17 protein-coding genes are annotated in these 23521 nt (G+C 59.3%); 12 read left to right on the top strand and 5 right to left on the bottom strand.

What is annotated here, in order from left to right:
* Window positions 1–6 precede the first annotated feature (6 nt).
* The 7 genes from ACODSO_RS06560 (at window position 7) to ACODSO_RS06530 (ending at window position 7988) form a co-directional block, all read left to right on the top strand.
* Window positions 7–1170 carry an acyl-CoA dehydrogenase family protein gene (locus ACODSO_RS06560; protein WP_489035939.1) on the top strand — a complete coding sequence of 388 codons (1164 nt, stop codon included), beginning with the start codon at window positions 7–9 and terminating at the stop codon, window positions 1168–1170.
* Between the two features lie 40 nt (window positions 1171–1210).
* Window positions 1211–2614 carry a flavin monoamine oxidase family protein gene (locus tag ACODSO_RS06555; protein ID WP_489035937.1) on the top strand — a complete coding sequence of 468 codons (1404 nt, stop codon included), beginning with the start codon at window positions 1211–1213 and terminating at the stop codon, window positions 2612–2614.
* A 595-nt stretch (window positions 2615–3209) separates the two neighbouring features.
* Window positions 3210–4094: an NAD(P)-dependent oxidoreductase gene (locus ACODSO_RS06550; protein ID WP_489035935.1), complete on the top strand. Its 885-nt coding sequence runs from the start codon at window positions 3210–3212 to the stop codon at window positions 4092–4094.
* A 4-nt stretch (window positions 4095–4098) separates the two neighbouring features.
* Window positions 4099–5145 (top strand): ketoacyl-ACP synthase III family protein, encoded by a 1047-nt coding sequence (locus tag ACODSO_RS06545; protein WP_489035933.1) that lies wholly within the window; start codon window positions 4099–4101, stop codon window positions 5143–5145.
* Window positions 5142–5411 carry a phosphopantetheine-binding protein gene (locus ACODSO_RS06540; protein ID WP_489035931.1) on the top strand — a complete coding sequence of 90 codons (270 nt, stop codon included), beginning with the start codon at window positions 5142–5144 and terminating at the stop codon, window positions 5409–5411. Before ACODSO_RS06545 ends, ACODSO_RS06540 begins: the two co-directional genes overlap by 4 nt.
* Window positions 5408–6922: an MFS transporter gene (locus tag ACODSO_RS06535; protein ID WP_489035929.1), complete on the top strand. Its 1515-nt coding sequence runs from the start codon at window positions 5408–5410 to the stop codon at window positions 6920–6922. Before ACODSO_RS06540 ends, ACODSO_RS06535 begins: the two co-directional genes overlap by 4 nt.
* A complete protein-coding gene (locus ACODSO_RS06530; protein WP_489035928.1) occupies window positions 6915–7988 on the top strand; it encodes an HAD-IIIC family phosphatase in 1074 nt (357 codons plus the stop codon). The genes ACODSO_RS06535 and ACODSO_RS06530 overlap by 8 nt, the downstream gene beginning before the upstream one ends.
* Window positions 7989–8108: 120 nt before the next feature.
* On the opposite strand, the gene ACODSO_RS06525 is transcribed toward ACODSO_RS06530, so the two are convergent.
* On the bottom strand, window positions 8109–8543 hold the full coding sequence (locus ACODSO_RS06525; RefSeq protein WP_489035926.1) for a hypothetical protein: 435 nt from the start codon (window positions 8541–8543) through the stop codon (window positions 8109–8111).
* Window positions 8544–8836: 293 nt separating this feature from the next.
* On the opposite strand from ACODSO_RS06525, the gene istA reads away from it, so the two are divergent.
* Together istA and istB are read left to right on the top strand one after the other, a co-directional pair.
* On the top strand, window positions 8837–10171 hold the full coding sequence (gene istA, locus ACODSO_RS06520) for an IS21 family transposase (protein ID WP_008720775.1): 1335 nt from the start codon (window positions 8837–8839) through the stop codon (window positions 10169–10171).
* Window positions 10172–10217: 46 nt separating this feature from the next.
* Window positions 10218–10991: an IS21-like element helper ATPase IstB gene (gene istB / locus ACODSO_RS06515; RefSeq protein WP_032385531.1), complete on the top strand. Its 774-nt coding sequence runs from the start codon at window positions 10218–10220 to the stop codon at window positions 10989–10991.
* Here the strand turns inward: istB and ACODSO_RS06510 are convergent.
* Window positions 10986–11264 carry a DUF2637 domain-containing protein gene (locus ACODSO_RS06510; RefSeq protein ID WP_489035924.1) on the bottom strand — a complete coding sequence of 93 codons (279 nt, stop codon included), beginning with the start codon at window positions 11262–11264 and terminating at the stop codon, window positions 10986–10988. The two genes, istB and ACODSO_RS06510, sit on opposite strands and share 6 nt — an antisense overlap.
* A 946-nt stretch (window positions 11265–12210) precedes the next feature.
* A complete protein-coding gene (locus ACODSO_RS06505) occupies window positions 12211–13131 on the bottom strand; it encodes a ParA family protein (protein WP_489035923.1) in 921 nt (306 codons plus the stop codon).
* 1796 nt (window positions 13132–14927) lie between these two features.
* Between ACODSO_RS06505 and ACODSO_RS06500 the strand changes: the two genes are divergently transcribed.
* From ACODSO_RS06500 to ACODSO_RS06490, 3 genes are all read left to right on the top strand, one after another.
* Window positions 14928–16100: a tyrosine-type recombinase/integrase gene (locus tag ACODSO_RS06500; RefSeq protein WP_489035921.1), complete on the top strand. Its 1173-nt coding sequence runs from the start codon at window positions 14928–14930 to the stop codon at window positions 16098–16100.
* A gap of 395 nt (window positions 16101–16495) precedes the next feature.
* Complete coding sequence (locus ACODSO_RS06495) at window positions 16496–19234, top strand: TrlF family AAA-like ATPase (RefSeq protein WP_489035919.1); 2739 nt, start codon at window positions 16496–16498, stop codon at window positions 19232–19234.
* Window positions 19235–19359: 125 nt separating this feature from the next.
* Window positions 19360–20052 carry a hypothetical protein gene (locus ACODSO_RS06490; RefSeq protein WP_489035918.1) on the top strand — a complete coding sequence of 231 codons (693 nt, stop codon included), beginning with the start codon at window positions 19360–19362 and terminating at the stop codon, window positions 20050–20052.
* Window positions 20053–20422: 370 nt separating this feature from the next.
* Here the strand turns inward: ACODSO_RS06490 and ACODSO_RS06485 are convergent, their stop codons facing one another.
* Window positions 20423–21694, bottom strand: coding sequence for a 5-methylcytosine restriction system specificity protein McrC (locus ACODSO_RS06485; RefSeq protein WP_489035917.1), 1272 nt, complete (start codon window positions 21692–21694; stop codon window positions 20423–20425).
* Window positions 21691–23505, bottom strand: a complete 1815-nt coding sequence (locus ACODSO_RS06480; protein ID WP_489035916.1) for an AAA family ATPase — start codon at window positions 23503–23505, stop codon at window positions 21691–21693. Before ACODSO_RS06480 ends, ACODSO_RS06485 begins: the two co-directional genes overlap by 4 nt.
* Window positions 23506–23521: the final 16 nt, after the last annotated feature.

Genomic DNA, 23521 nt, shown 5'->3' with positions numbered 1-23521 from the left:
GACATGATGACCATCAACAGCGTAAAAAATGATACGGACCTCATCCGACGACTGCGGGATCGAGGACCGGAAGTCGACAGGGCCGGCTGGATCGGCGAAGAGAACATCGAGATGATCAAGGACGAGGGAATCCTCCGGAACGGAGTGCCCGCTCGATTCTCGGGGCTGGAACGGCCAATCGGAGAACAAGTCGATGCCCTACGGGAACTAGGCAGAGGTTGTGGATCTACTGCCTGGGTCTCGATGGTCTGGATGTCGAACTCAGGCCTGCTGAGCCTGTATCCAGACAAGGCCTTAGACGACGTCTACGCCTCCACCCCAGATGTCAAGATTTCGGGTGGGTTCACGCCGTCCGGGGAACTTCTAGCTGTCGACGGCGGATATCGACTGTCCGGCACGTGGCGCTTCAACACCGGATGCAAAGGTGCTGACTGGAACATGGCCGCAGCAAGTCGAGTTCAGGCCGATGGCACCCAAGATGAAGCAATCGCTCTCGTCCCGATGTCTGAATTCGAGATCGCGGACGACTGGGATGTTTTCGGTGCCAGAGGAACTGGAAGCGCGTCGACCTCGGCATCGGACGTGTTTGTACCGGAACATCGAGTAGTTTCTTTCGAGCATGCTCTATCGGACACTACCCCCGACCGGCATCACATCCGCTCGGACCGAGCGTACGGCCTCTTTCCCCTGGTCATAACCGAATGCGCGGCCGTTTGTCTCGGCATAGCGGAAGGTGCCCTCGACCTACTCCTGAAGAGGATGGCGAGCGGCCGGGCGATCACGTACACGAAGTGGGAAGACCAGCGCGAATTTCCCGTCACCCAGATCAATGTTGCCCATGTGCACAACATGCTGTCCGCGGCTGCCGCGCTACTGCATGAGGAAATCGTATTGCTACAACATACCGTCGATGCTGGGGAGCAGCTTTCAATGGAGGAGCGCGCAGAGCTCCGCGGGCGATGCGCGTACATAATCGAGCTGTCCCGCAATGCGGTCGAGAAGATCTATCGCGAGAGTGGAGCTTCGGTCCTGAACCACAGTCAGCCGATTCAACGGTTCTACCGGGACATAATGGGCTTCAGCCAGCACGCCCTTCTAAACTTCGCCACAAATATGGAAGTTCATGGCCGCGTACTGCAGGGCCTGGACCCCGAATCGTTCTATCTTTGATCGTCGAACCGAACTGAAACGGATTGGCCGGTAGATTCTGATGGATTACTCAAATAGTAGAATTACGCGTCGATCATTTATCGGCGGTGTCGCCGCGGCGACTGCTCTGGCCGTTTCTACCGGACGAGTGGCGCACGCCAGTCCCACCCCAACCTCAATTCGCGACGTAGTCATCGTCGGCGCTGGTTTTGCCGGCATTACGGCTGCGCGAGAGCTTCGTCGAGCAGGTCTGGCACCAACTATAATCGAAGCGCGTGGGCGAATTGGCGGTAGAGTTTTCACTAGAGATTTTGGAGGGGAACAGATTGAGTTGGGAGCGCAGTGGATTGCACCTACGCAGCTGTACGCCACTGCAGAACTAAACCGCTACGGCATCGGGCTTAATCCAATACCCGACGCTCTTCCTGAACGGGCGTTCTACCCATCGAATTCGGGCGCACAACCGGTGGACTTTATCGAGGCAAGTGGACATATGGGTGCGCTCTACTCGAACGTGTTCGCAGACACGAGGAAGTGGTTCCCGAACCCGTACGACCCGCTTGCAGGCGGCACCAGCGTTTTAGCCGCAGATAAGCTATCGCTAGGCCAGAAAGTTCTACAAGTCGCAAATAATCCGAAGGATCGGCTGTGGCTGGAGAGCTCGTTCTACGGGTACTGCGGTGAGAGCATATTCCGACGCGGGTTGACCAGCATGGGGCAATGGTGGGCACTTGGCGGACACACTATTGCCGGATGGGACCAGCAAACCTCCTTGACACCAGTTGGTGGAATGACCTCTCTTCTCGATAAGATATTCCAAGAATCGTCCTCCGAATTGATACTCAACAACCCGGTGAGCGCGGTCACGAAGCGGGACGGATACGTCGAAATCGTGGGACAAAAAGTCACGATCAGAGCAAAACGGGTTGTCATCGCCACTCCCGCCAACATCTGGAAATCGATCCGGTTTGCTCCAGCGCTCCCCCCGGCATTCTCTCTGGCATCGAACTACGGCCTTGGCATCCCCAGCTTGTCCAAAGTGTTTTTCAGGACACCCGGCGATCAAGGACGAGTCTTCGCGCAAGGTTCGGCTTCGGATCCCCTGGGACTGGTTCTACCTCTGACCACGTTCGAGAACGGCGATATCCTGTCGGTTGGTTTCGCCACGGATCCCCAGTACCCGACGTACGGTCTGGCCCGCTCCCAGGAGGCCTTGAACAGAATTGCGCCGGGCGTAAAACTCCTCGACCAGGCCGTAGGCGCATGGGCCGCTGACCCTTTCTCGCAGGGGGCGTGGGGCATGCGCGGCCCGAACATGATCGGACTCGTCGCACGGGAGTTGCAGACTTCGTTCGGACCTATCACTTTCGCGACTGGCGACATCGCGCCGGGTTGGAACGGTGCATATATTGACGGAGCCATCGAATCTGGGTTCGCAGCAGCACGCAAAGTGGTCAACGGTTGACTGTTAGCTTAGGCCAGTTTTTCAGGGAAGATCTCCACGCCAAGGAGCGTGACCTCGCCCCCTGAAGGCCGCGGCACAATGGACCTCTGGCCTCCGAACTCCCGCTGATGTGTACGACAGACATTTCAGCGGCGATGAGGAGTCGACTCACGCGGCGCGTACAGGATATCGACTGCTCTGTACGAGTGTCTTATCGAGGAAACGTGCAGGCCCGGCGACTCGTCTGAACGGACGGTCAACGTACCTCACCCCGTATCCGAGTGCCCGGTCGGAAATCACTGAAGATGTCCCTGCATGCATGCTCGAGTCGAGTATCTATCTCATTAGAATGAGTTGAATTTTGCATGGCGGGACCGACCAGGAAACTATTCATTACCCGCAGATGAGAAAATTGCAGACCATTTCCCTCCACTATGCCGTAGGCCCACGAACTGGCGTTTTGCAAACCCGTCATACTTCACACCGAGGTACACCGCATCCGACGATTGGTATTCAGCATCCTATCGTCCCCGACATGGACACTTACCTATAAGTGCGTTTCTGATGGAAAAGTACGTACTTGCCTGCTCGGCCGATACCAGAAAGTATTAAATCCATGAGCATCCAAAATGTATCAGTAATCGGTTCAGGTCCAATGGGTAGCGCGATCGCACGCAAGCTCAGTGCGACCGGTATCAAGGTCGGTGTTTGGAATCGCACCGAAACCAAGTCCAAGCAGCTTCAGTCCGACGATCCGAATATCGACGTCCATCCAACGGTGTCCGAGGCCATCAAGGCGTCCCAGCTCACAATTATTTCGCTGGTAGACAACACGGCCGCACTCGAAGCTATCAAGAGTGCCCACGAGGCACTCGATGGCAAAATCATCGTCAATCTGAGCTCGGATGCACCCCCCGCAGCGAAATTGACCAGCGAATTCGCACGCAGCAAGGGGGCGCGCTACATCGGCGGCGCGATGCTGACGCCGTCCGTCATCGTCGGCACGCCTGACTCTGCATCTATCGTCGCCGGCCCGGCCGACGTCGTCGGCGACGTAAAAGACGTGCTCTCGATTGTCGCACCGAACTTCACTCACCTCGGTGAGGACATCGGAGCGGCGGCGGCGATCGACACCGCGTTGCTGGATGCTTTTTGGACCGCGTTCGCCGGCATCTGCCATGCTGCCTCGCTCGCGAAGGCGAACGGTGTTCAAGCGTCGCAGATTGGCGACCAGCTCAACGCCATTGTTGGACTCGTTGCCACTATGGGCAACGATGTCGCCCGCGATGCCGACAATCTCGAGTTCCCGGCAACAATCTCGACTGCGTCCTCGGCACGCACTACTTTTGCTCACATCGCCGAAGCATCCAAGGCCAGTGGAGTCGACCCGTCGCTCCCACTGGCGCTCCTGTCGTCGATGGAGCGGGTAGTCGCAGCTGGTGGCGGGGAGGACTCACCGAGCCGAATCATCGCAGACCTCCTCCGCGTCAAACAGGGTTAATCGCATGTCAGTCCACCCGGGTCGGATACCACTGTTCATCGCCGCAACCGCTACTGAACTCGGAACTCCGACCCTGGTCAGCGACGCTGTCGAAGCGGGCCGTTACGATCCAGATGCCGCCGCAGACGATGAGATGATCTCGATCTGCGAAGCGCATCCTGACGTGCAAGCCCTCGATATGGCAGTACGCTGCGCGACTGAAGTCACCGAGCATGCAGGGCTGAGAGAGGCTGATTTGGCCGTGCTCCTGCATGCTTCGGTGGCGTACCAAGGGCTCGATCTCGCGAGCCCTGCGTCTTTCATCCAAAGACGGGTTGTACCGAACTCCCGCGGAACGGCCATAAATATCTCTCAGGCTTCCAATGGCGCGATGGCCGCGATCGACATAGCGGCAAATTTCTTGAGGAACTCGGAGAACGAAGACGCGTGGGCGCTCGTGACAACGAGTGACACATTCCGAGGCCCGGAATACGACCGCTTCGCCACTGACGCAGGGATCATCTTAGCGGACGGCGCAACAGCGATTATCATCTGCCGGACCAGAACTAACCTGGAGCTCAAGTCGATCGTTGTACAAAGCGATCCGTCACACGAAGCATTCTGGACAGGGAATCGGCCCTTGGCCTACTACCCCGGCCACAGCGCTTGGCCGATAAACATAACTGAGCGAAAAAACGACTACTTGCAGCAAGGAAATGACCTCTTTGCCGTTATACGAGACGTGGACGCTGCAGGGCAGACAGTTGTCGAACAGTCACTGAGTAAAGCTGCTCTCCGCACTGAAGATATCCGATGGTTCTTGTACCCAAATGTTGGTGCGACACTCTTCGATTGGGAGGCCATGGCCTCCGACGGGATTCTTAAAGAAAAGACCACATGGGAGTGGGGAAGGCGGGTCGGACATCTGGGTGCCGGAGACCAGATTGCCAGCATCGATTACCTCCTGCGGGCCGGGAAACTTCGATCGGGCGACAGAGTGATCGTTTCTGGAACAGGCGGCGGTTGGAGCTTCAGTGCAGGAGTAATAGAATACACCGAGGTCCCCCTATGAACGTCAGCAATTTACGCGACAGAATAGCTACATACATTAACTCAAAGTCCAAGCGCGGAGAAATTAGTTCCTACGATCAGGATATATTCTCGGCTGGATTAGTTAATTCCATGTTCGCTCTACAGTTGATTCGATTTCTTGAAACTGAATTTGGCGTGGAGGTACGGAATGACCAGCTAATTCTCAAGAACTTGAAGTCTGTCGACGCACTCGCGGAACTGGTGAAGGGACTCCTCTTGGAGAAAGGGACAGACACACTCAAATGACCACTCTCAAGTCCAACCTGGCCCTTATTGTACTAACCCTTGCGACGCTGGCCACGGCGATGGATGTGACGATTGTTTTTCAAGCAATCCCCTCGATCGTCAGAACGCTCGATGCGACTCCGAGCGAGGCGCTTTGGGTTTCAGACGTTTACGGCTACGTGCTCGCTGGCTTGCTGGTTACCGCGGGTGTCGCCGGCGACAGATTTGGTCATCGCAGAATGCTAATCATAGGTGGTTGTGCATTTACGGTGATGTCCGTGGCGGCCGCGATGGCCCCGAGCCCACTCTGGTTGATAATTTTTCGGGCCGGGATGGGTGCCGCCGGAGCGGCTTTGATGCCGTGTTCCTTCGCCCTTGTGTTCAGAATGTTCGAGGGAGCCAGAAGGTCACGATCCATCGGAGTTCTTGTCAGCGCCTTCACTTTTGGTACCGCCCTGGGCCCTGTCGTTGCGGGCCTGATACTGGAGAATTATTATTGGGGCGTCGTCTTTCTTCCAGCAGCAATCGCATGCCTGATACTTGTCGCCGCGGCCCCGTTCACACTTCCGGCTGCAGAGAATCTGGGCGATAACGCCGCCTCCTCCCCTATCGACTTAACAAGCTCCCTTTTTCTGCTGATCGGTTTCGTGGCGGGAGCCTGGACAATCAAGGGCATCGCCATCGAGGGCACGATAGTCCACATTGCAGTTGGCGCAAGCGTCACGGTGTTGTTCTTCGCGATCTTCACACGTAGGCAATCGCGCAGCGAAACGCCATTTCTCGACATAAAGTTGTTCTCAAATCCAAAATTCTCAGCCACATTGCTATTGCTAGCAGCCCTGCTGGCTGCTGACGGTGGGGTATATTTTCTTATCGCCCAGAACTTCCAAGAGTCTTTTCGACTGACCCCTCTCACCAGTGGCTTACTGCTAATAATTCCCGCTCTAATTCTTTGCTTTTCTGCCGCTTTGATACCAACACTTTTTCGACGATTCGGATCGGTTGCGATCGCCACGGGGTCAATCATCATTGCAATTTTTGGTCTAGCTTTCCTTGCCTTTTCCGGCGCAAACACCTTACTAGTATGCATCCTGGGACTGTCTATCTTCTATTTGGCTCTCGGACCAGTGATGACCCTTGGCAACGAAATGGTGATTTCAGCCGCACCGCCCGACCAGCGTGGTGCGGCCTCGGGCGTGTGCGAGACTGTCATGCAGTTATCATTGTCAATCGGTGTTACCCTGTTCGGATCTTTAGGGCTCGTGATCTACCGGAATAGTATTTCAAACAGCGATACGGCCGATGGATTGACCGACGGTATCAAATCGTCACCATCTGGCTCCTCGGATCAATTGGCCTCCGATCATTCCGCCGCCGGCACCGTGTTCGACGCCTCATCTTTATCCTTGGCCGTAACCTCCGCCGTTGCCGCAGCTTTGATTCTGACGTCCTTTGTTGTGGCAGCCTATCTATGGAATAGGACAAATTCCTCAAGTAGAACAGAATCGTTGATAGGAGAAGCCAATGGTTGATATCGCGAAGTGCGTAGTTTGGGACTTAGACGGCACACTCTGGGACGGCGTTCTCCTGGAAGATGGCTTCGAAAATATTACACCAAATTTGGAGATTATAGAACTAATTCGTGATCTAGACAAAAAAGGCGTAATAAATTCGATTGCTAGCAAAAATGAACCCGAGACTGCCATAGTCGCGTTGACACGCCTGAATATTAGCCACTTGTTCGTCGCACCACAGATCGGATGGGGGGCGAAATCAAAGTCAATCGAGAGAGTTATTTCGCGACTTAATATCGGCGCAAATTCGGTGACGTTTGTTGATGACCAACCTTACGAGCTTGCTGAGGTCGCTGATTCACTTCCTGACGTCGAGTGCGTGTCAGTGGATGACATATTACTTCACGCGGATTCACCCCGATTCCGTCCCCGGTTCATAACTGAAGAATCGGCCCAGCGGCGGAGCATGTACCAGAGCCAGCTTGAACGCGATCAGGCTGAGGAGTCCTTCGAGGGGCCCAGTGAGTCATTTCTTGCCTCCCTAGATATGCAACTTCAAGTGCGCCGGGCAACTGAAGATGACCTGCGCCGCGCCGAAGAACTTACGATCAGAACCAATCAACTGAACTCCACTGGAGTCACATACAGTCATGAACAGCTTGCTGAAATGCTCGAGGATGATCGATTTCTCGTTCTGATCAGCAGTTTGACAGATCGATTCGGCCCATACGGAACAATCGGCCTAACCCTGATAGAAAAGCTCGCAGACCGCTGGGAGCTCCACCAGCATCTGATGTCGTGCCGTGTGATGTCTCGCGGCGTAGGTGGGATTCTGCTCGGCGAAATAGTGCGGAGTGCTGTGGGCAACGACGCCTATGTTGCGGCCAAGTTCGTAGACACAGGCCGAAACAGAATGATGCGTGTCCTGTACGGGATGGCGGGCTTCGTGCCCGGGCAGGATGAGAACCTTCTCGGTCCCGGAACCCTAGTTCATAAGGGTGCTGATCTCGCGGCACCCGTCGAGTTCATGCGTCTTGACATTGCAGACCTGGAACGATGGGCGTCAATCCCCGCCCAGTCGTGAGGACCCGTCCAGGGCGATCGCCTTGCGACCCGTTCTAGCTGAGTCCGTGCTCTTCATGCGGGACCGGCGGCGGCCGTGGATTCGCTGAGCCGGGTGTGGCGCCCAGTCGTTCGTACCGGGCTAGGCAAGCACAGAGAGACTCGGCCTCTTCGCGAGCGAAGCGGCCTGGCCAATCGCGTCTTTGGGCCTTCCTGTTCCACAGAGCTGGGCTATCTTCTTTTGCAGATCAAACCATTGCGCGAGGTGGTTGGACACTACCGACGGGTCCACACCACGCTCTTTAGCGACATCGGCGTATGCCCACGTCGGGTTCTCAAGATAGACAAGGACGGTCGTCCATACGGCCGGTGCAAGTTCGCTGGTTTCTTCCATGAAGGAACCAGCCGGGGAAATACCGGCTGCGTCGACGTCGCGGTGCCCATGTGCGACATCGGCTTGCGCTTCGAAATCCCTTTGCTTGCGTGGCGCACGCAGTATGACAGCGAGCACTTCCGTCATCGCAAGGAGGAAAAGCGGGGCTACGGTGGCGATTCCGGCAGCAACGATCGCAGGCACCGAGTTCTGCGTCAGAGTTGCATGATAGCCGTTTCCGAGAATGGAGGCGCCGGCTGCGACTATGAGGACAGCGAAGACGAACCTCCGCCCACGGATTGTTCTGGCGTCGGTGTGATGGGATAGCTATCGGTGTACACCCTCACGTGATGGTCCCCGTACAACCTCATATGTAGGTGCTCGGCGAGTCCTGTCGTAACTCGCCCACGACAAGGGCCACCCTTCGAATCGTCTACCGCCAAAGTTGACGAACCCGAAGGGTGGCCCTTGCCATGATCCTAGATGGAGAGTCTTGGATGAACATCCGACGTTTCAAAGCCCTGCACGAGGCCGGCGCGACCTATGCCGACATCGCCCGCGAATGCGGCTGCGATTGGCGCACTGTCCGCCGATACCTCGCCGACGATGCACCCACGCATCCACCGCAGGGAACCTCGAGAGCAGGAACACAACCCCGAGCGATCACCGACGACATCGCCGCACTGATCGAAGAGATGCTCCGCGCCGACATCACCATCGCAGCCTCGGTCATCCACGAACGCCTCACCAACGAAAAGTCCGTGACCGTGAACTACCAACGAGTCAAAATCTATTGCAGCACAGCCAGACCCATCATCCGAGACGAACTCGGCGCAGAAGAATCCGGGCTCGGCAATCTACACCGCCGATTCGAAACCATCCCCGGCGCCCAAGCACAAGTCGACTGGGGCGATGAAGGCGATCTCTTCGGCACCGGACGCAAGGTCTACTCCTTCCACATGGTCCTCTCGTTCTCCCGTGACCCATTCTGCTGCTACACCCACTCGATGGACGCCGCCGCGTTCTGGGGCAGCCACATCCGAGCCTTCGCGCACTTCGGTGGCGTCCCGGGTTCGATCGTCTACGACCGCACCAAAACCATTGTCCGCAAACATGTCCGTCCCGGACATGCTGTCCCGTTGCATCCAGCAGCCGTCGCATTCTCCGGGCACTACGGCTTCGACATCGACGTCCTCGCCGCGTACCGGCCCACCGGCAAAGGCCGTGTAGAACGGCAAGTGAAGATCGTTCGGGATCACGTCCTGGCCGGTCGCACGTTCACCGATCTCGCTAGCACCGACCGCACCTTCATGGACTGGGTTCCGATCCGCCGGACTCAGGTGCACCGTACTCACCGTGAGGTCATCGGGACCCGCGCCGTCGTCGATCACGCGGCGCTACGTCCTGCCCCGGCCGAGCCGTATCTTGTCGCCGAAGCCCACCTACGGCGCATCGGAAACGACGCGCTGATCTCGTTCGAGGCATCGCTCTACTCCGTACCCGCCGACCGCGTCCGGGCAGGTCAACGAGTACAGGTACGCGCCGGTGCCGACAACATCGCCATCGCCACCCTCGACAGTGCCGGCGGTACCGTCCTGGCCGTCCACGCTCGCTCGCAGGTCCGCGGCGCCTGGGTCGTCGACCAGGCGCACTGGGCGTCACTGCCCGACGGTCACACCCGTGCCACCACCGACGGACGCGTCGATACAAACCCCGCGGAGGGCACACCGTCACCTTCGGTCGACGCAGGCGACCCGTTGACCGCCAAAGTCATCTCACTCGTCGGACACGTCCACGTCGAACATCGACCACTGTCCGCCTACGCCGTCTGACCGTGAACCACTATCCCACAGCATCTTCCACGACAGGACACCGTTCATGAGTTCACTGACCACCCAACGGATCATCGACAACGCCCTCCGGCTCGGCCTCGGTCACACCGCCGAATCGGTCACCGAATCCGCCGCCCGCGCAGATTCCGCGCAGATGGGATACCTCGACTTCGTCGACCACCTCCTCGCCGAAGAAGTCGCAGTCCGAGAATCCCGGCGGTTCCGCAACGCCCTCAAACTCTCCGGGCTTCCCCATCACAAAACCCTCGACGACTTCGACTACACCTTCCAACCCGGACTCGAACCGCGCCGCATCCGAGACCTTGCCACCCTCGAATTCCTCACCGGCGCAGGGAACATCGCGATACTTGGACCACCGGGAGTAGGGAAAACGCATATCGCGATCGGGCTGGCGGTCGCTGCCTGCCAAGCCGGAAAGTCGATCTACTTCACCACCCTCGACGACCTCGTTCGAAAGCTCAAAGCCGCCGACGCAGCAAACCGGCTCCCCCGGCAACTCGCGAACCTCATGCGCCCATCTCTGCTGGTCATAGACGAGGTCGGATACCTCGCCCTCGACCGCGACGAAGCCAACATGTTCTTCCAGCTGATCAGCCGCAGATACGAGAAGGGCTCCACGATCATCACAAGCAACAAGCATTTCACCGAATGGGGAACCGTCCTCGGCGACGACGTCCTCGCCACCGCGATCCTCGACCGACTCCTTCATCACTGCGACGTCCTGGCCATCAACGGCCCCAGCTACCGGCTCAAAGACCGGCAAGGGCTTGTCACACCAGTGGAGGCACCGGCATCATGAACCTGCCGGACACCGACACGTCAGGTCGTACACAGACCGACACGTGAGGTCGTCCACCGATAATAGCGCGAGCCCGATTACAGTGGTCGCGATTATTGCGCCATCGAGTACAACAGGCAGAACCCAGGCTCGGCCCGCATCGGTTCCAGCCATCACCGCCAGTTCCCTGAGCGCAGCGAAGGACAACCAGAAGGATGATCCGGCGATTCCAACAGTCAGGGCAATGCCAACAATCAAGGCAGCCGTGAAGGTCCTCGAATCAAGGTCTCGCATGGCAGGGGAATGATCGATTTGAGTGTTGCTGCGCGGGTTCATCGGCTCCCGTATGGTTTTTAAGTCACGCGTGGGGGTCAATAATCTGCCCGATCTTGGTCGGCGGGTTCAGCAGGGGCCGGGCCGTACCGCCGTCGCCTCGTACCGAGGCCAGCAAAGTACGCCGACAGATTTGATCTCTTTGATGGGGTACGGACTTGGAGCATTTAGTCAACGCGTAGGTACAGACGTAGCGCTTGCTCGACGAGAGCGCTTCTGCTCCCTGCTCCCCAATCACTGGCCAGCTGGTCGAGTACCGCCGCGTCAGCGTTGATGACGCCGGCGAGTGGTACGCGTGCGCGCGGTGCGTTGTGACGGCGGCGCGTTGGTCGTCCAGCCTCGGCCCTCTTGAAAAGTCCTCCGCCTGAACTACTAGCTGTAGAACTAGCCCAGTGGGTCTGAAGCTCAGCCGCGTGACGTTCGACGGCGTCGAGCACAACGTGTCCGTAAGAGCGGGCAGTCGTTGGATCCACGCTGCGCTCCTCAAGAGTGAGTGAGCGAAGGGCGCTGTAAATTTCTTCCGGCAGCGCAACTTCTGGTGGCGCAACTCGATTGGTAACTGTCGACGCATCTCGTCGAGCGGACTTCCGACGCGCATCCGCTCGGCGAGTTGGACTCTGCTTATCGTCGGCCTCAATTGGTGCCGTCTCGATCTGTCCCGCTCGCTGCAGCGCGGGTTCGTCATCCGTCACGATAGCTTGAGACTGTGGCGGTGTTTCAGAGCCGGACTGCGAGCTTCTGGGCTGATCCTGGACGACGTCAGCTGCCTCCGGCACTGTGAGTTCTGCAGAGTCCTCGCCTGCCGAGCCTGCCGCAGCAGCATCGCGGACCAAATTCAGAGGTGGCAGGACGTCGTCTAGATCATTCAGTGCGTTCGGATCGAAGGCTGCGCGCCGTTTTCTGGCGCTCATGCGACACCCCCCTTAGTTCGGCTGCGCTCCGCGCTGGACACGCGGCTCAGGATCTCTCGGGTCAAAGCTTGGTAGTCAGACGCCAAGCCCGAGGGATCCCTGGACCACAACCGTTCCGCCGCTTTACCTTTGACGCGGAGGCGCTGTAGACGGTTCTTTTGATCAGATTCGGCCACCTCAACTAGCTCTAGCGGCGTGAGGTGACGTGTTCGCAGATCGACCGCGGCGGCCCGGTCGGATCGAATGAATGTCTCGAACGGGTCCGCCCCGCTGCCCTCCAGAAGGTCGTGAACCTGGTCGAAGACTTCACGATTTCGAGCCGTCGCACGGGGGTTTGCGTCAAACAGCACCACCCCCAGCAGCTGTATCTGCGACCCAGCATTACGGGCTCGTAGATACCTAGCCGCGAGCAGCTCAACCCCAGAAAGGCTGGCGTCGTCATCCTTCGTAGGGACGAGTAGATAACGAGCCGTGCCAAGCAGAGCTTCAAGCAGAGGTGCGTCGCCTGGGCCGGAGTCGATGAGCACCAAGTCGTAGCTCTCGGCTTCACATAAGTCGTTTAGCGTCTGAGTTAGGTTTCCCCGCAGGTCAATTCCGGTTTGCTGAGCCGTTGCAGCAACCGACGCAACGACTGCAAGCGCCGGCCCGCCTGGTATCACGTCCAAGTTTGGGCGAGCATTGCGGATTGGCGTAAGCGGCTGAGCGAACTGCAAGGCCATGCTCAGGCCGCGACCTTTGTCGCCATCCACGCCAAGGTCGGAAGAAGTCACATTGGCTTGCTGGTCGGCGTCAACCACGAGCACACGACGTCCGGCGGCTGCAACCATGCCCGCCACGGCCGAGACAATCGAACTCTTGCCGACGCCACCTTTTTGGTTAGCGACCAACACTGATCGCGCAGTTCCCGTTGTCGTCACCCATACAACGTACTGGAACCAGGCCGCAGATAGCGCCCCCGACACGCCCGTTGCGCGGACAAGTCGATCGGCTCGTGGACATGCTTAGCCTCAAGCCCAACGAGCGGCTGTAGTTCTAGCCTTGTAACAGTCCTGTTAGTACGGCATAAGAACGGCGGTTACGACAGCTCTATAGATGGCGTTACATATGTCAACCGTAATGTACATACGGTAGCCCTTTTGCAAGGTAATAGCATCAGCGTTCATAAAAGCGCCGCGTATAGCTATATGATAAGCCATCTGGCTGCCTTGGCATACCGCCATGTCTAAGCTCATTGACGCAACCGCTTAACGGTACACACACCAGTCCGCACGCATGGCCGTATAAACGGGCTTGACTACGATCTGCTGAACGGTCAGTTAGCGGTACATATTTAAGTCCACTGACACCGCGTGCTAGCCGCACCTCACTCATGCCTTAATTGCGGACGGACATACTGCCATATGTATGGTCTTACGTATGGGCTTACGTAAGGCCATAATTGAGGTCACAGGCATACCCACTGGTCAGCACGATATGAGGACCAAATAGACGCCTTAGAAAACGAGCCTACCAAGACGGTAGCGGCACCACACTCATACCGGCCCGAATCGACACGACAGCGAACATCTCAAGCCTCTAGCATGTGGTAGTCCCGTCAACGCCATCACAGCGAACCCGTGATCTGCGAGCAGCAAATCGGAGTCTGACGACCTTTGGCTGGAGTTCAGCGCCCTAGCACCGGTACGACACGAGGCACCAAACGTGCCGCGATTAGGAGTCACCGCCTATGGTGACGAAAAGGAAGAGGCAATGCACGACGATCCACCGATAGCCACCCGGACAGCGTGGTCATGGGAACCAATCGATTCAATAGTCGATCGGGCTCCGGATATCGACCGATAGGGGCCCCGTAACGTCGGCAGCAGCCCCCGTAGCCGCTAACAAGCGCCCTTCCACACAAACAGTCCTCAGCCAACACGCCTAGATGGCGCACCAGAAAATGCACTGAACGGCTCCTACGTACGCATCTCCAGCGGGGGAGCGCCTCCGACCATCCGCCATCTGCAGTAAGCCGACGCGCAATTCTATTGACATGAACCGGGCCACTCGTATGACATTTCATATGCCCATACGTATGGGCCTACGTATGGGCATACGTCCATGTAGCGGCGGCACACACCGTAGCTATCCGATCAAAGATCAACGGATGCGGACCGCCCTAGGCGCAATCGCCCTGTCACGCTCATCAGGACACATTTCGTCACGTGACTTTCCTTGCAGGTATAACAGACTACCCAGCTCGTTGCAGATGGGAACCATCCAGACAGAAAACTCCCGCATCGGCGGCAGCCTCGACGAGGCCACATAGCAACGACTGGAGCCTGGTCGAACAGGATCCAGACCACGGGCCGTTGCACAGCCCTCCGTGCTCGTTCCAGTAATGAACGGCTACCGCGGTACGGGCCACGCGAACGTCCGGAGATCGCCCACTACGACCCTGCTGACGTGCCTGGGTGTGCAAATAGAGGTTCAATCGTAGGCTTCTCACCAGGGGATTTACTACCAGAGCGAATTGAAGGATCCCCTCTGGGAGGTCATTCCGTCCGGTCTCACCTGCGCTAAACGGACGGCGATCCCAGTGATCGCACAGTCACCCAGTTTTTTTGCGATTTCGCCCTTGTAAATTGCATTTTCCGCACCAGCTACCCCGAAACGCCAGTTCAGCACAGTTTTACTCCGCAAAACTGTCGGTGACCTGCGCTAAGCTGCCCATATGGACTTCCGACCAGGCCGATCGCCCGCGATGAGCCCTCTTCAGGGCGCTTTGGGGCTGGTGCCCACGGCCGTGGAGCCCGAGATCCCGCCCGCCGTCGCCAAGCGAATCGCGAAAGCAGTCGAGTCGTCCCGGTCCGAAGGCACGCGGCGAACGTATGCCGCCGGGTGGCGACGGTTCGCCGGCTGGTGCGAGCGGGAAGGGCATGTCGCCTTGCCGGCGCACCCGGTCACCGTCGCCGCGTATCTCGTCGACGCCGCCGACACGCGGACCGAAGCAGGGGAGCGGGCCTATGCCGCCGCCACGCTCGGTACCTGGATCGCGGCGATCAACCATCAGCACCGCACCACCGGCCACCTGTCCCCGACGGCGCACGAACTGGTGACCGCGACCTTGTCCGGGATCCGCCGGGACTACGCGACGTCGGGGGACCGGCCCCAGAATCGACGAGCACCGCTGCTGGTCGACGACATCAAGGTCCTCGTCACGACCGCGCGGGACCGGTGCAGGGGTTGGGCCGGCGACGTGCTCGAGCGCCGGGATTCGGCGATCCTGCTGCTCGGGTTCGCCGGCGCCTTCCGCCGCAGTGAACTTGCCGAGCTGCTGTGTGGAGATGTGACTGTGCATCGCCTCGACGGCCTGCACATCCGGCAGCGGAAGTCGAAGACCGACCAAGAAGGTAGGGGAGCGGTGAAAGCCCTGCCGTACACCGAGTCTCACGAGACCTGCCCACCCTGCGCCTACATTCGCTGGGTCCAGGTCGTCGCCGCCTACGATGCTGGCGGAAGAGCGTCGGTGATCCGTCTCCTCCGCACACGGGAACCGTTCACCGGACACGTCTGCCGCGGGGGAGTACCCCGCACCGCAGCAAGGTCGCCACTGCTGCGTGCCATCGCCCAGAACGGCAACCTCGGCTCGACTCCGCTGTCCGGAGCCGCGATCCACAAGGCGATTCGTCGCCGCGCCGAACACGCCGGCTACGACCCCACCGCGCTCACCAAGCTCGGCGGGCATTCGCTGCGCGCCGGTTTCGTCACCCAGAGCACCCGCAACGGCGCCGACAGCACCGCGATCGCCCGCCAGACCGGCCACACCCGCCTCGATTCCGTCGAGGTGTACCGCCGCGAGCACGCCCCGCTTGTGGGTAACGCCGTCACCGACATTGGCCTATAGCTAGTCGCGATCCCAGTTGTCAAGGAACGAATTACAACTTCTGTTGCGGTTGTATACCCACCCGCGTTCGCACGCGAGCCTTGCTGACTTTCTGAGCGAGCATGGCACGTGGCCGACACGGGCCGGCCTCGTGCCATGCTCGGATCTGTATCGGGACTTGACAGTCGAGGAGATCCTTCGTATCAACCGCGACGAGGCGCGGTCGAGGGTCCTCCTTGGATCGCCGGAACGGCGTACCGCAGACACTTGGCCCATCGCTTCGTCGGTTGAAGGCTCGGGCGATGGCCACACGAGCCAGGTGCCGAGTTGTGACATCCAACTTGGACAATGAGTGTTTGCTCGGGCCTGCGGTGCGTTCGCAAGGAGCAGGCCTCGCCGCATGACAGCATGGTCGTATGGTGCCAAGACCCGCCCCCGAACAGCCTGATGAGATGCCGTCCAGCGGGTGTGAACACCCAGGAGCGCGTTGGTGGAGTCTCGACATCCACGCGCACTCGCCGGCGTCGTTCGACTACGGCGGGCTGGACGGCAAGCTGTACGAGGGGGAGAAGCCTTCATACAAGGAGTGGATTCAGGCTTACATCGACGCAGGTGTCGACGGAATCGTCATCACTGATCACAACTCGCACGACGGCATCGAACCTGCGCGCGAGGCTTTGGATGAGCTTCGCAGCCACAATCCGGATCTCCGTCCGTTTGTAATCTTCCCGGGAGTTGAGATCACTGCGTCGGGCGGCTTTCATGTGCTTGCCATCTTCGATCCCTCTAGTGAAGCTTCCGCCATCGACCACGTCCTGGTGCTCTGCAGATATGAGGGCACGCGAGGCCGGAGTGATGACACGGCGAACATGACGGTCCGCGACATTGCAGAGGTGATCTCAGGTCAGAACGGAATTTGCATCCCGGCTCATGCAGACCACAGGCGAGGCGTCTTCCAAATGGATGCTCGAGACCTCGTTGCGCTCCAGGAATCGGGTCTTGTCCAGGCTGTTGAAGTCTTAGACGACGCGAAGGTTGCGTGCGCAGTACGACGTGGATGGGTGCCGACCTTGGGATCTGACGCGCATCACCTGACAACCGACACGTGTCCGCAGGGGGAAACTGCGAAGGCACCGGGCACTCACCTCACGCTAGTGAAGGCAGAGTCGCTCGATCTCGAAGGTCTCCGACTCGCGCTGACCGACTCGGCCGAGTCCGTGCGTCGGGTCCGAGCCGGCTACGACGACCCCAATGTAACTCAGCATGGGCATGTCGATCAGATTGAGCTTGTGCACCGCGGTGCCTCCGAGATATACCGCTTTGGCCCGTGGATGAACTGTCTGATCGGCGGTCGAGGCGTTGGGAAATCCACGGTTCTGGAACTGCTCCGCCTTGCCCTCGGACGCTCGGACGAGCTGGAGGGCACTGTCGCTAGCGACTTACGGCGGTTCAGTCCTGCTGCGGCCTTGGATGAGCGCTGGTGGACGGAGGACACGCGAATCACCGTCCGTTACACGAAAGACCGAAGGCAACTCCGCGTTCTCTGGAGCGGGGCGGAGCCCGACAAGTCGCATATCGAAGTTTGGACGGATGATTCGTGGGAGCCGCAGTCAGGGCAATCGAGTGACCGAGCCCCGATTCGCATATTCAGCCAGAAGCAGATCTACGAACTCGCCACCTCGCCACAGAGTTTCTTGAGAATCCTCGACGACATGCCACCGATCCGGCGCAATGAGTGGACCGAGGACTACGACGCCTTGCAGCTCCGGTTCAAGAATGAGCGCATCAAGCTCGCGAAAGAGCTTGCCGAATCGAAAAAGGCCGACCGGATCCGTGGACAGTTGGAGGAGGTCCGTGGGCGATTGAGCCACCTCGAAAGACTTCGCGCGAGCGACGAGTTTCAGGAGCTGGAGGCCGTCGAGTCATCAATCAGGCGTTCCGCCAGCACAGAAGAACGAGCCCAAAGCGTTGCGGACACGATCATTGAAGCAGCTCGCTCCTTGCGGGAACTTGCGAACTCGGACCCGACGATAGACGAGTATGCAGACAGGACGGCGTCGTTCACCACCGCGGCCGATCTCCTCGACCAGGCCTCGTCCGGCTTGCAGGCCGCACGCACAAAGTGGCAGACGCACGGCTCTGGCGACAAGTGGCGTCAACGAGCATCAGCCCTCAACGACTGGTTGAACGAGCAAGGTGGCCAGTCAAGGATCTCGCCCGAACAGACTCAAGCCGACCGCAAACTTGAGAAGGACCTTGACGCCGAGCTTCGCGGCTTTGAAGGCTTGGATGACCGGTGTGCGGAACAGCAGCAAACCATCGACGAGGTCCTCAAGCGTCTCGAAGACGCACGGCAGGAGCTACACGAGCGGCGGCGAACCTACACCTCACAGCTCAATAGCTCCGTGGACGCGCTCACCAAGGTTGAAGTGTTTCATCAAGGAGACATCGAGAGCCTTGGCGACCAGCTCCGCCGGGTCTTGAACTGCCCGGAGTCGTTCGATTCGGCGTTTGCCGAGGACGGCATACCGTCGTTCTTAAACATGCACCACCGCAAGGACCCCAGATTCCCGCGCAAGGTCCGCGATTTCAAGACCGACCTGATCGATCTGGTTGAGCACGGCCCCGAGTCCAAGATTGGGCAGGTCATCAAGGTCGATGCTCGTTTCTACAATCGACTCGCGAACGCAGACGCCTTCGAGCTTGTCACCGACATCATGCTGTGGTTCCCAGAGGATCTCGTCGCCGTGAGCTACCGCCCTGCGCCGAAGTCCAATTTCGTCGCAGTAGACCAGGGATCACCAGGGCAAAAGACAGCGGCGTTGCTGACGGTCGTCCTGCAGATGGGGACTTACCCTCTACTTCTCGACCAGCCTGAGGATGACCTCGAGAACAAGCTTATTCGGCACCTGGCGGTTGAGACGTTGAAGAGCATCAAGAATCGCAGGCAGCTCATCGTCTCCACACACAATGCGAACGTTGTTGTGACATCCGGTGCCGAAAACGTTCTCGTGATCGGGCATGACGAGTTCACGCCCGCACTCGAAGTCGAAGGAACGCTGCAGACAGCCGCCGTCAAGAAGGAGGTTTGCGAGATCCTCGAAGGTGGTGAGGATGCAATCAAGACCCGGTACCGTCGCTTGGTCAATAAATAAAGTCAGACCGCCAGAGTGCGTCGTCCGAGGTACGGAATTCTCGCCCGATGCACACGTCCAGCTCCTTTGTTTGTCGGACCCCCTCACTAGCTTGGACCCAGATCGTCCAGTGAGGGAGTGTCCGCATGACTGGTGTACCTACTGCGGTGTCGCGTCTGGGTGACGGGGACTCGCGAGAAGCGCAGAACGCTCGCGCGGTGAGATGGCTGCTCGACCAACCCGGAGGCGCGATAGTCGTGGTTACCCCCAGGCGCGCTGTCGAGAGTGCGATCCTGAAGCGCCTGATCGCGCAGCCAGGCGTGACCCATCACGCGTGGCGCGGGTACCACGGTGGATATTTCGACCGGCAACGAGTGGTCTACGCGTGGCCGGACCATGGACGCTTAAACCACCTGTGGAACGTGGAAGCGGATGCCATCGCCGTCATCGAGTGGGGAACAGAGGACACAGCGGAGTGGATCGAGGACGTAAACCCGATCCAGCTACTTCCCAAGCAAACGATCATGCCCACGCCCCGTGGTCCAGAGAAACTGGAACCGCTGCCGAACGGCGTAGACGCGATCCTAGAGAGCGTCGCAGCTTGGGCGGCAGGGTACGACTCCGGGCTCAAATGGAACGAGGAAGACAAGCTGAAGGCCGACATGATGAACCGCCCCGATCGCTGGCTGCCCATCACCGTCGAACAAGTCCGTGCCAAGTGTCGCGCTCTCGGCATGCGCGCAGACGATGTCGATACGATCGCAGGCTTCCTCCGGCGCCGCAAGGAAGGAGGTCGCTTCAACGTGCGGACCTCCTATCGCACGTTTCAGTTCAACTAGTCCACTCGCTCGGTCAGCTGCCATGTGGGTGCAGGCATTAGTGCAACTTCGTCAGTTCGCAACCGGCGGGGCGAGACCCAACCGAGAAACCCGCCAACTGTACGGGAGCCCGCAGCCGGATTGGCGACCACCGGATGCATAGGAGGCTGGCTTCGACGCCGAGGTGATGCTTCGACGTCGGTCCCGAGCGTGGATGTCCGTCAATCGATATTGACGGTGCGAAAACTAAGTCGTTCGAATGGTACGACGTTGCTTGCGCTCGAACTACGCATGTTTGCAGGCGCGGTTCGGGGTCTTTCCACGATCCACACGTAGCGGTTGCAAATACGGGATGTCCTCGTCACATCTTGGCCGACACCTGGCTGCGACGTCATACCGTCAGGTTGCGTAGTGCTGCTACGCACTCAGTTTCCGTGACTGGGAATCGTTCGAAGAGCACGGTGTGCCCGAACGAGGTCTGCCACGGGCCGTTGCGTTCTGCATACGCCGAGCTGTGTTGGTCAGGGAACCGAACGTAGGCGAGCGTGCCAGTCGGTTTCGGGTCCGCGGTGTGGGCTGCGAGGTATGCACTCAGTTGGTACAAATCCGCACGGTCGACACCCCGGGGCTCGGCGAGCGGCTTGTATTTCGCGTCGATGATCGCGCTGGGTCGCTCGACCGGACCGACGATCAGGTCTGGATACAGTCGGCCGAGCGTCGCGGTGTCGTGCTCGATGCTGCGCAGCAGCGGGCGGGCCTTAATCAAGTGTGTGCCGTGTGTGACGTTGTTGCTGCCGAATGCTTTTCTGGCGCAATGGAGTAGGAACAATTCCCATAGTTCGGCGACGTCGATCAACAGGCCTTCGGTGGATTCACCGGTTGCGCGGGACCGGAGGCCACGGTGGCGCGCGATCTGGTAAGAGAGTTCTACGACTCGCTTGTAGGACAACGTGATCGGTGTGTACCGGATGCTCAAGAGCTCTCCCGGGGTCGGTAGCGCCGGCCGTGACCCGACGGCGGCGCGTAGGCGCGGGAGAACTTCCTCTATTCGATCGCCTCGCCAGTCCCGGCGTGTGAGGCGACGGTCGAGGATCCGGTCGGCGAGGACGATCACCCGCGCGATCGGATTGTCGATGTTCTTCGGCCTGCTGATCGAAGCGATCTGGGGTCGTTGTGCGACGCGTAGTTTCAGGGTGCGGGCGACGTCGATTCGCCCTTTGACGTGCTCGGAGATGTGAAGCCGCGGAGCTCGTAATCCCGGAGGGCCGTGGCGGGAGGCTTCGACGAGCGCCGACCGCCAGGTGGCGGCGAGCAACTCGGCGATGAACGCGGGACTGCCGGTGTGTTCGCCGCTGCGTGGCACGATCCGGACGTTCAGCGCGGCGCCGGCCCAGTGGGCGATCGTGTCGATGCCCAGTCGGGGCCGGATCTCGAGGATCCGGCCGCCCCTGCTCAGTTCACCGATGTAGCGGCCGGCTCGCCATGCCCCGGTGGCGTCGCACGTCAGTACCGGTTCGATGTCGTCGGCAGCAAGTGAACGGCCGATTCGTGTGGTGAACTCAGCCGGGTCGGTGTCTTGTGCGAGGTCGCGTAGCCAGCGGTGTTCCTCCTGGGTGGGCTCCCGGTCTGGATTGCTCAGGTCGGCGAACGACAGGGTGGTCATCGTCCGAGGAAGATGTTCTTGAAGCGGGTGAGCTCGCTGTCGCGGACGTCGGAGCCGGCCAGGTATTGCTCGATGAGGGGCTCCAAGGATCGACGCCATAGGTCGTGCAATGGCGGCTGCGGATTGTTGGCCGAAGTCCATAAGTACGTGCCGTTGGGTGGGCGGCTTCGGCGGCTTTGTACCCACGGGCCGAGGAAGAATGCGATGTCGGCGAAGTACGTGTGGCCAACTTGGAACTGGCGGCCTAGTTCCTCGGACTGGGCGATGGCCTCGTTGAGTGCCTGTGCGCGTTCGGCGAATCGCTCCAGTTGGGGTGCTGCGTCGTCGTAGGAGAACCGCGCGACGTCCCGTGGCCATCGGTCGGCCACGATGGCTAGCAGAGTGTCTGCCTCGAAGGGGCATTCGCGCCACAGAAACCGTCGCCGGAGCGCGAAGTCGAGTGTCTCCACAGATTGGTCGATTTCGTTCATCGTGCCGATGACGTAGAGGTCCTTCGGGATGACCAGGACGTCTGGATCATCATCGTGATCGAATCCGGGGAGTTCTCGTTCGGTGCCTCGTTGATCGTTTTCGAGCAGGCTGAAGGCTTCGCCGAGCATCTCGGAAAGGTTGGTGCGGTTGATCTCGTCGAGGACGAGAACTCCCGGCAGTGCTGGGAGTCCGTTGGCCGGTTGCTGGGCTTTGAGTTTCTCGACCATCCAGGGCAGAAAGCCCGGGCGGTAGCGGGTGACGTCACCTTCGAGACGCAACCCTCGAATGAACTGCTCGTACCCGTACCCCGGATGCAGCTGAAGCCAGAACACATTCTCCCGCACTGCTGTATCGACTGCATCGGCGTTCGTGAAGTACGCCTCGGGGCCCCACGTCTCAAGTGCGGTGCGTCGGATCAGAGTTTGCGCCAGCTGCGCGGCCTGCCAGGTCTTACTCGTTCCCGGCGGCCCGTAGAGCACGATCTGTTTTTTCCACCGCAACGCTTCGAGGTCCCCGACACCTTCTCCGTCATCGGCGGCGGCAGCCGAGCTCCAAACTCCTCTCAACTCGTTTGTGTAGAAGTCGATCTCGCCTGGTAGATAGCGAGCAAGCTCGCCGCGAATCAGCAGTAGCCGTTCGTCGAGGTCGGAGGGAGCGTCTTTCGGTAGAAAATCGGCGAACGCGGACGCGATTTCTCGTTTGTGGGTGCCGCTGGAGATGCGTTCGAAGTCCTCCGGCCGTAGGAGGTGTAGCAGGATGTGTCGCATTTCCCGGATGGGCTGCTGCGTGTTGTCAGCGAAATCGCGTAGCTTCCAGGGGTCGTCGAGGATGGCGCGGCGTTGTTCGACCGTGTGCAAGGGTTCGAGTTTGAAGCGGCGAACGAAGTCCACGAGGTAGCCGACTTGGAGGTCGCGGCGGGTGTTAAACCCGATTCCGGGATGGCCGATGTCCTGGCCGAGGGCGCGCACTGGAACACCGTCGGTGGGCAGCTCGATGTCGGTGCCGGTGAGGGATTCCCGTATGACGCTGATTTTGCCTTGTTTGGTGACCGATCCGGCGAACAGGAAGTGGATCAGCAGCAACTCCGCACCGAGTAGTCGACATGCGTCCGATGCGCCGTTCATTTGATCTACCCATTTGGAAGCGAATCGGCCACCGCTGACGCGCCCTACCAGTGGGTTGCCATTGAACCGGCTATGGAGTTCCTCGATCGTGGTCGCGGCCCAGGGAGTCTGCTCATCGTCGAAGAGCAATGACCTGTCATCGAGCAAGCAACGAGTCTTCCATCGTTCGATGGTGGCGTCGATCAGGTCTCGGTGGTGTTCGGTATAGGTACCCATTGCTCCTACTACTCGT

This window comes from Rhodococcus sp. FG69, assembly GCF_057808915.1.
Note: the sequence above shows the minus strand (reverse complement) of the source record. Positions and strands in the feature narration are given on the sequence as shown.

Coding starts and splice junctions, on each gene's coding strand:
- ACODSO_RS06560 (WP_489035939.1), top strand. CDS start 7: ATGACCATCAACAGCGTAAAAAATGATACGGACCTCATCCGACGACTG.
- ACODSO_RS06555 (WP_489035937.1), top strand. CDS start 1,211: ATGGATTACTCAAATAGTAGAATTACGCGTCGATCATTTATCGGCGGT.
- ACODSO_RS06550 (WP_489035935.1), top strand. CDS start 3,210: ATGAGCATCCAAAATGTATCAGTAATCGGTTCAGGTCCAATGGGTAGC.
- ACODSO_RS06545 (WP_489035933.1), top strand. CDS start 4,099: ATGTCAGTCCACCCGGGTCGGATACCACTGTTCATCGCCGCAACCGCT.
- ACODSO_RS06540 (WP_489035931.1), top strand. CDS start 5,142: ATGAACGTCAGCAATTTACGCGACAGAATAGCTACATACATTAACTCA.
- ACODSO_RS06535 (WP_489035929.1), top strand. CDS start 5,408: ATGACCACTCTCAAGTCCAACCTGGCCCTTATTGTACTAACCCTTGCG.
- ACODSO_RS06530 (WP_489035928.1), top strand. CDS start 6,915: ATGGTTGATATCGCGAAGTGCGTAGTTTGGGACTTAGACGGCACACTC.
- istA (WP_008720775.1), top strand. CDS start 8,837: ATGAACATCCGACGTTTCAAAGCCCTGCACGAGGCCGGCGCGACCTAT.
- istB (WP_032385531.1), top strand. CDS start 10,218: ATGAGTTCACTGACCACCCAACGGATCATCGACAACGCCCTCCGGCTC.
- ACODSO_RS06510 (WP_489035924.1), bottom strand. CDS start 11,264: ATGCGAGACCTTGATTCGAGGACCTTCACGGCTGCCTTGATTGTTGGC.
- ACODSO_RS06500 (WP_489035921.1), top strand. CDS start 14,928: ATGGACTTCCGACCAGGCCGATCGCCCGCGATGAGCCCTCTTCAGGGC.
- ACODSO_RS06495 (WP_489035919.1), top strand. CDS start 16,496: ATGGTGCCAAGACCCGCCCCCGAACAGCCTGATGAGATGCCGTCCAGC.
- ACODSO_RS06490 (WP_489035918.1), top strand. CDS start 19,360: ATGACTGGTGTACCTACTGCGGTGTCGCGTCTGGGTGACGGGGACTCG.
- ACODSO_RS06485 (WP_489035917.1), bottom strand. CDS start 21,694: ATGACCACCCTGTCGTTCGCCGACCTGAGCAATCCAGACCGGGAGCCC.
- ACODSO_RS06480 (WP_489035916.1), bottom strand. CDS start 23,505: ATGGGTACCTATACCGAACACCACCGAGACCTGATCGACGCCACCATC.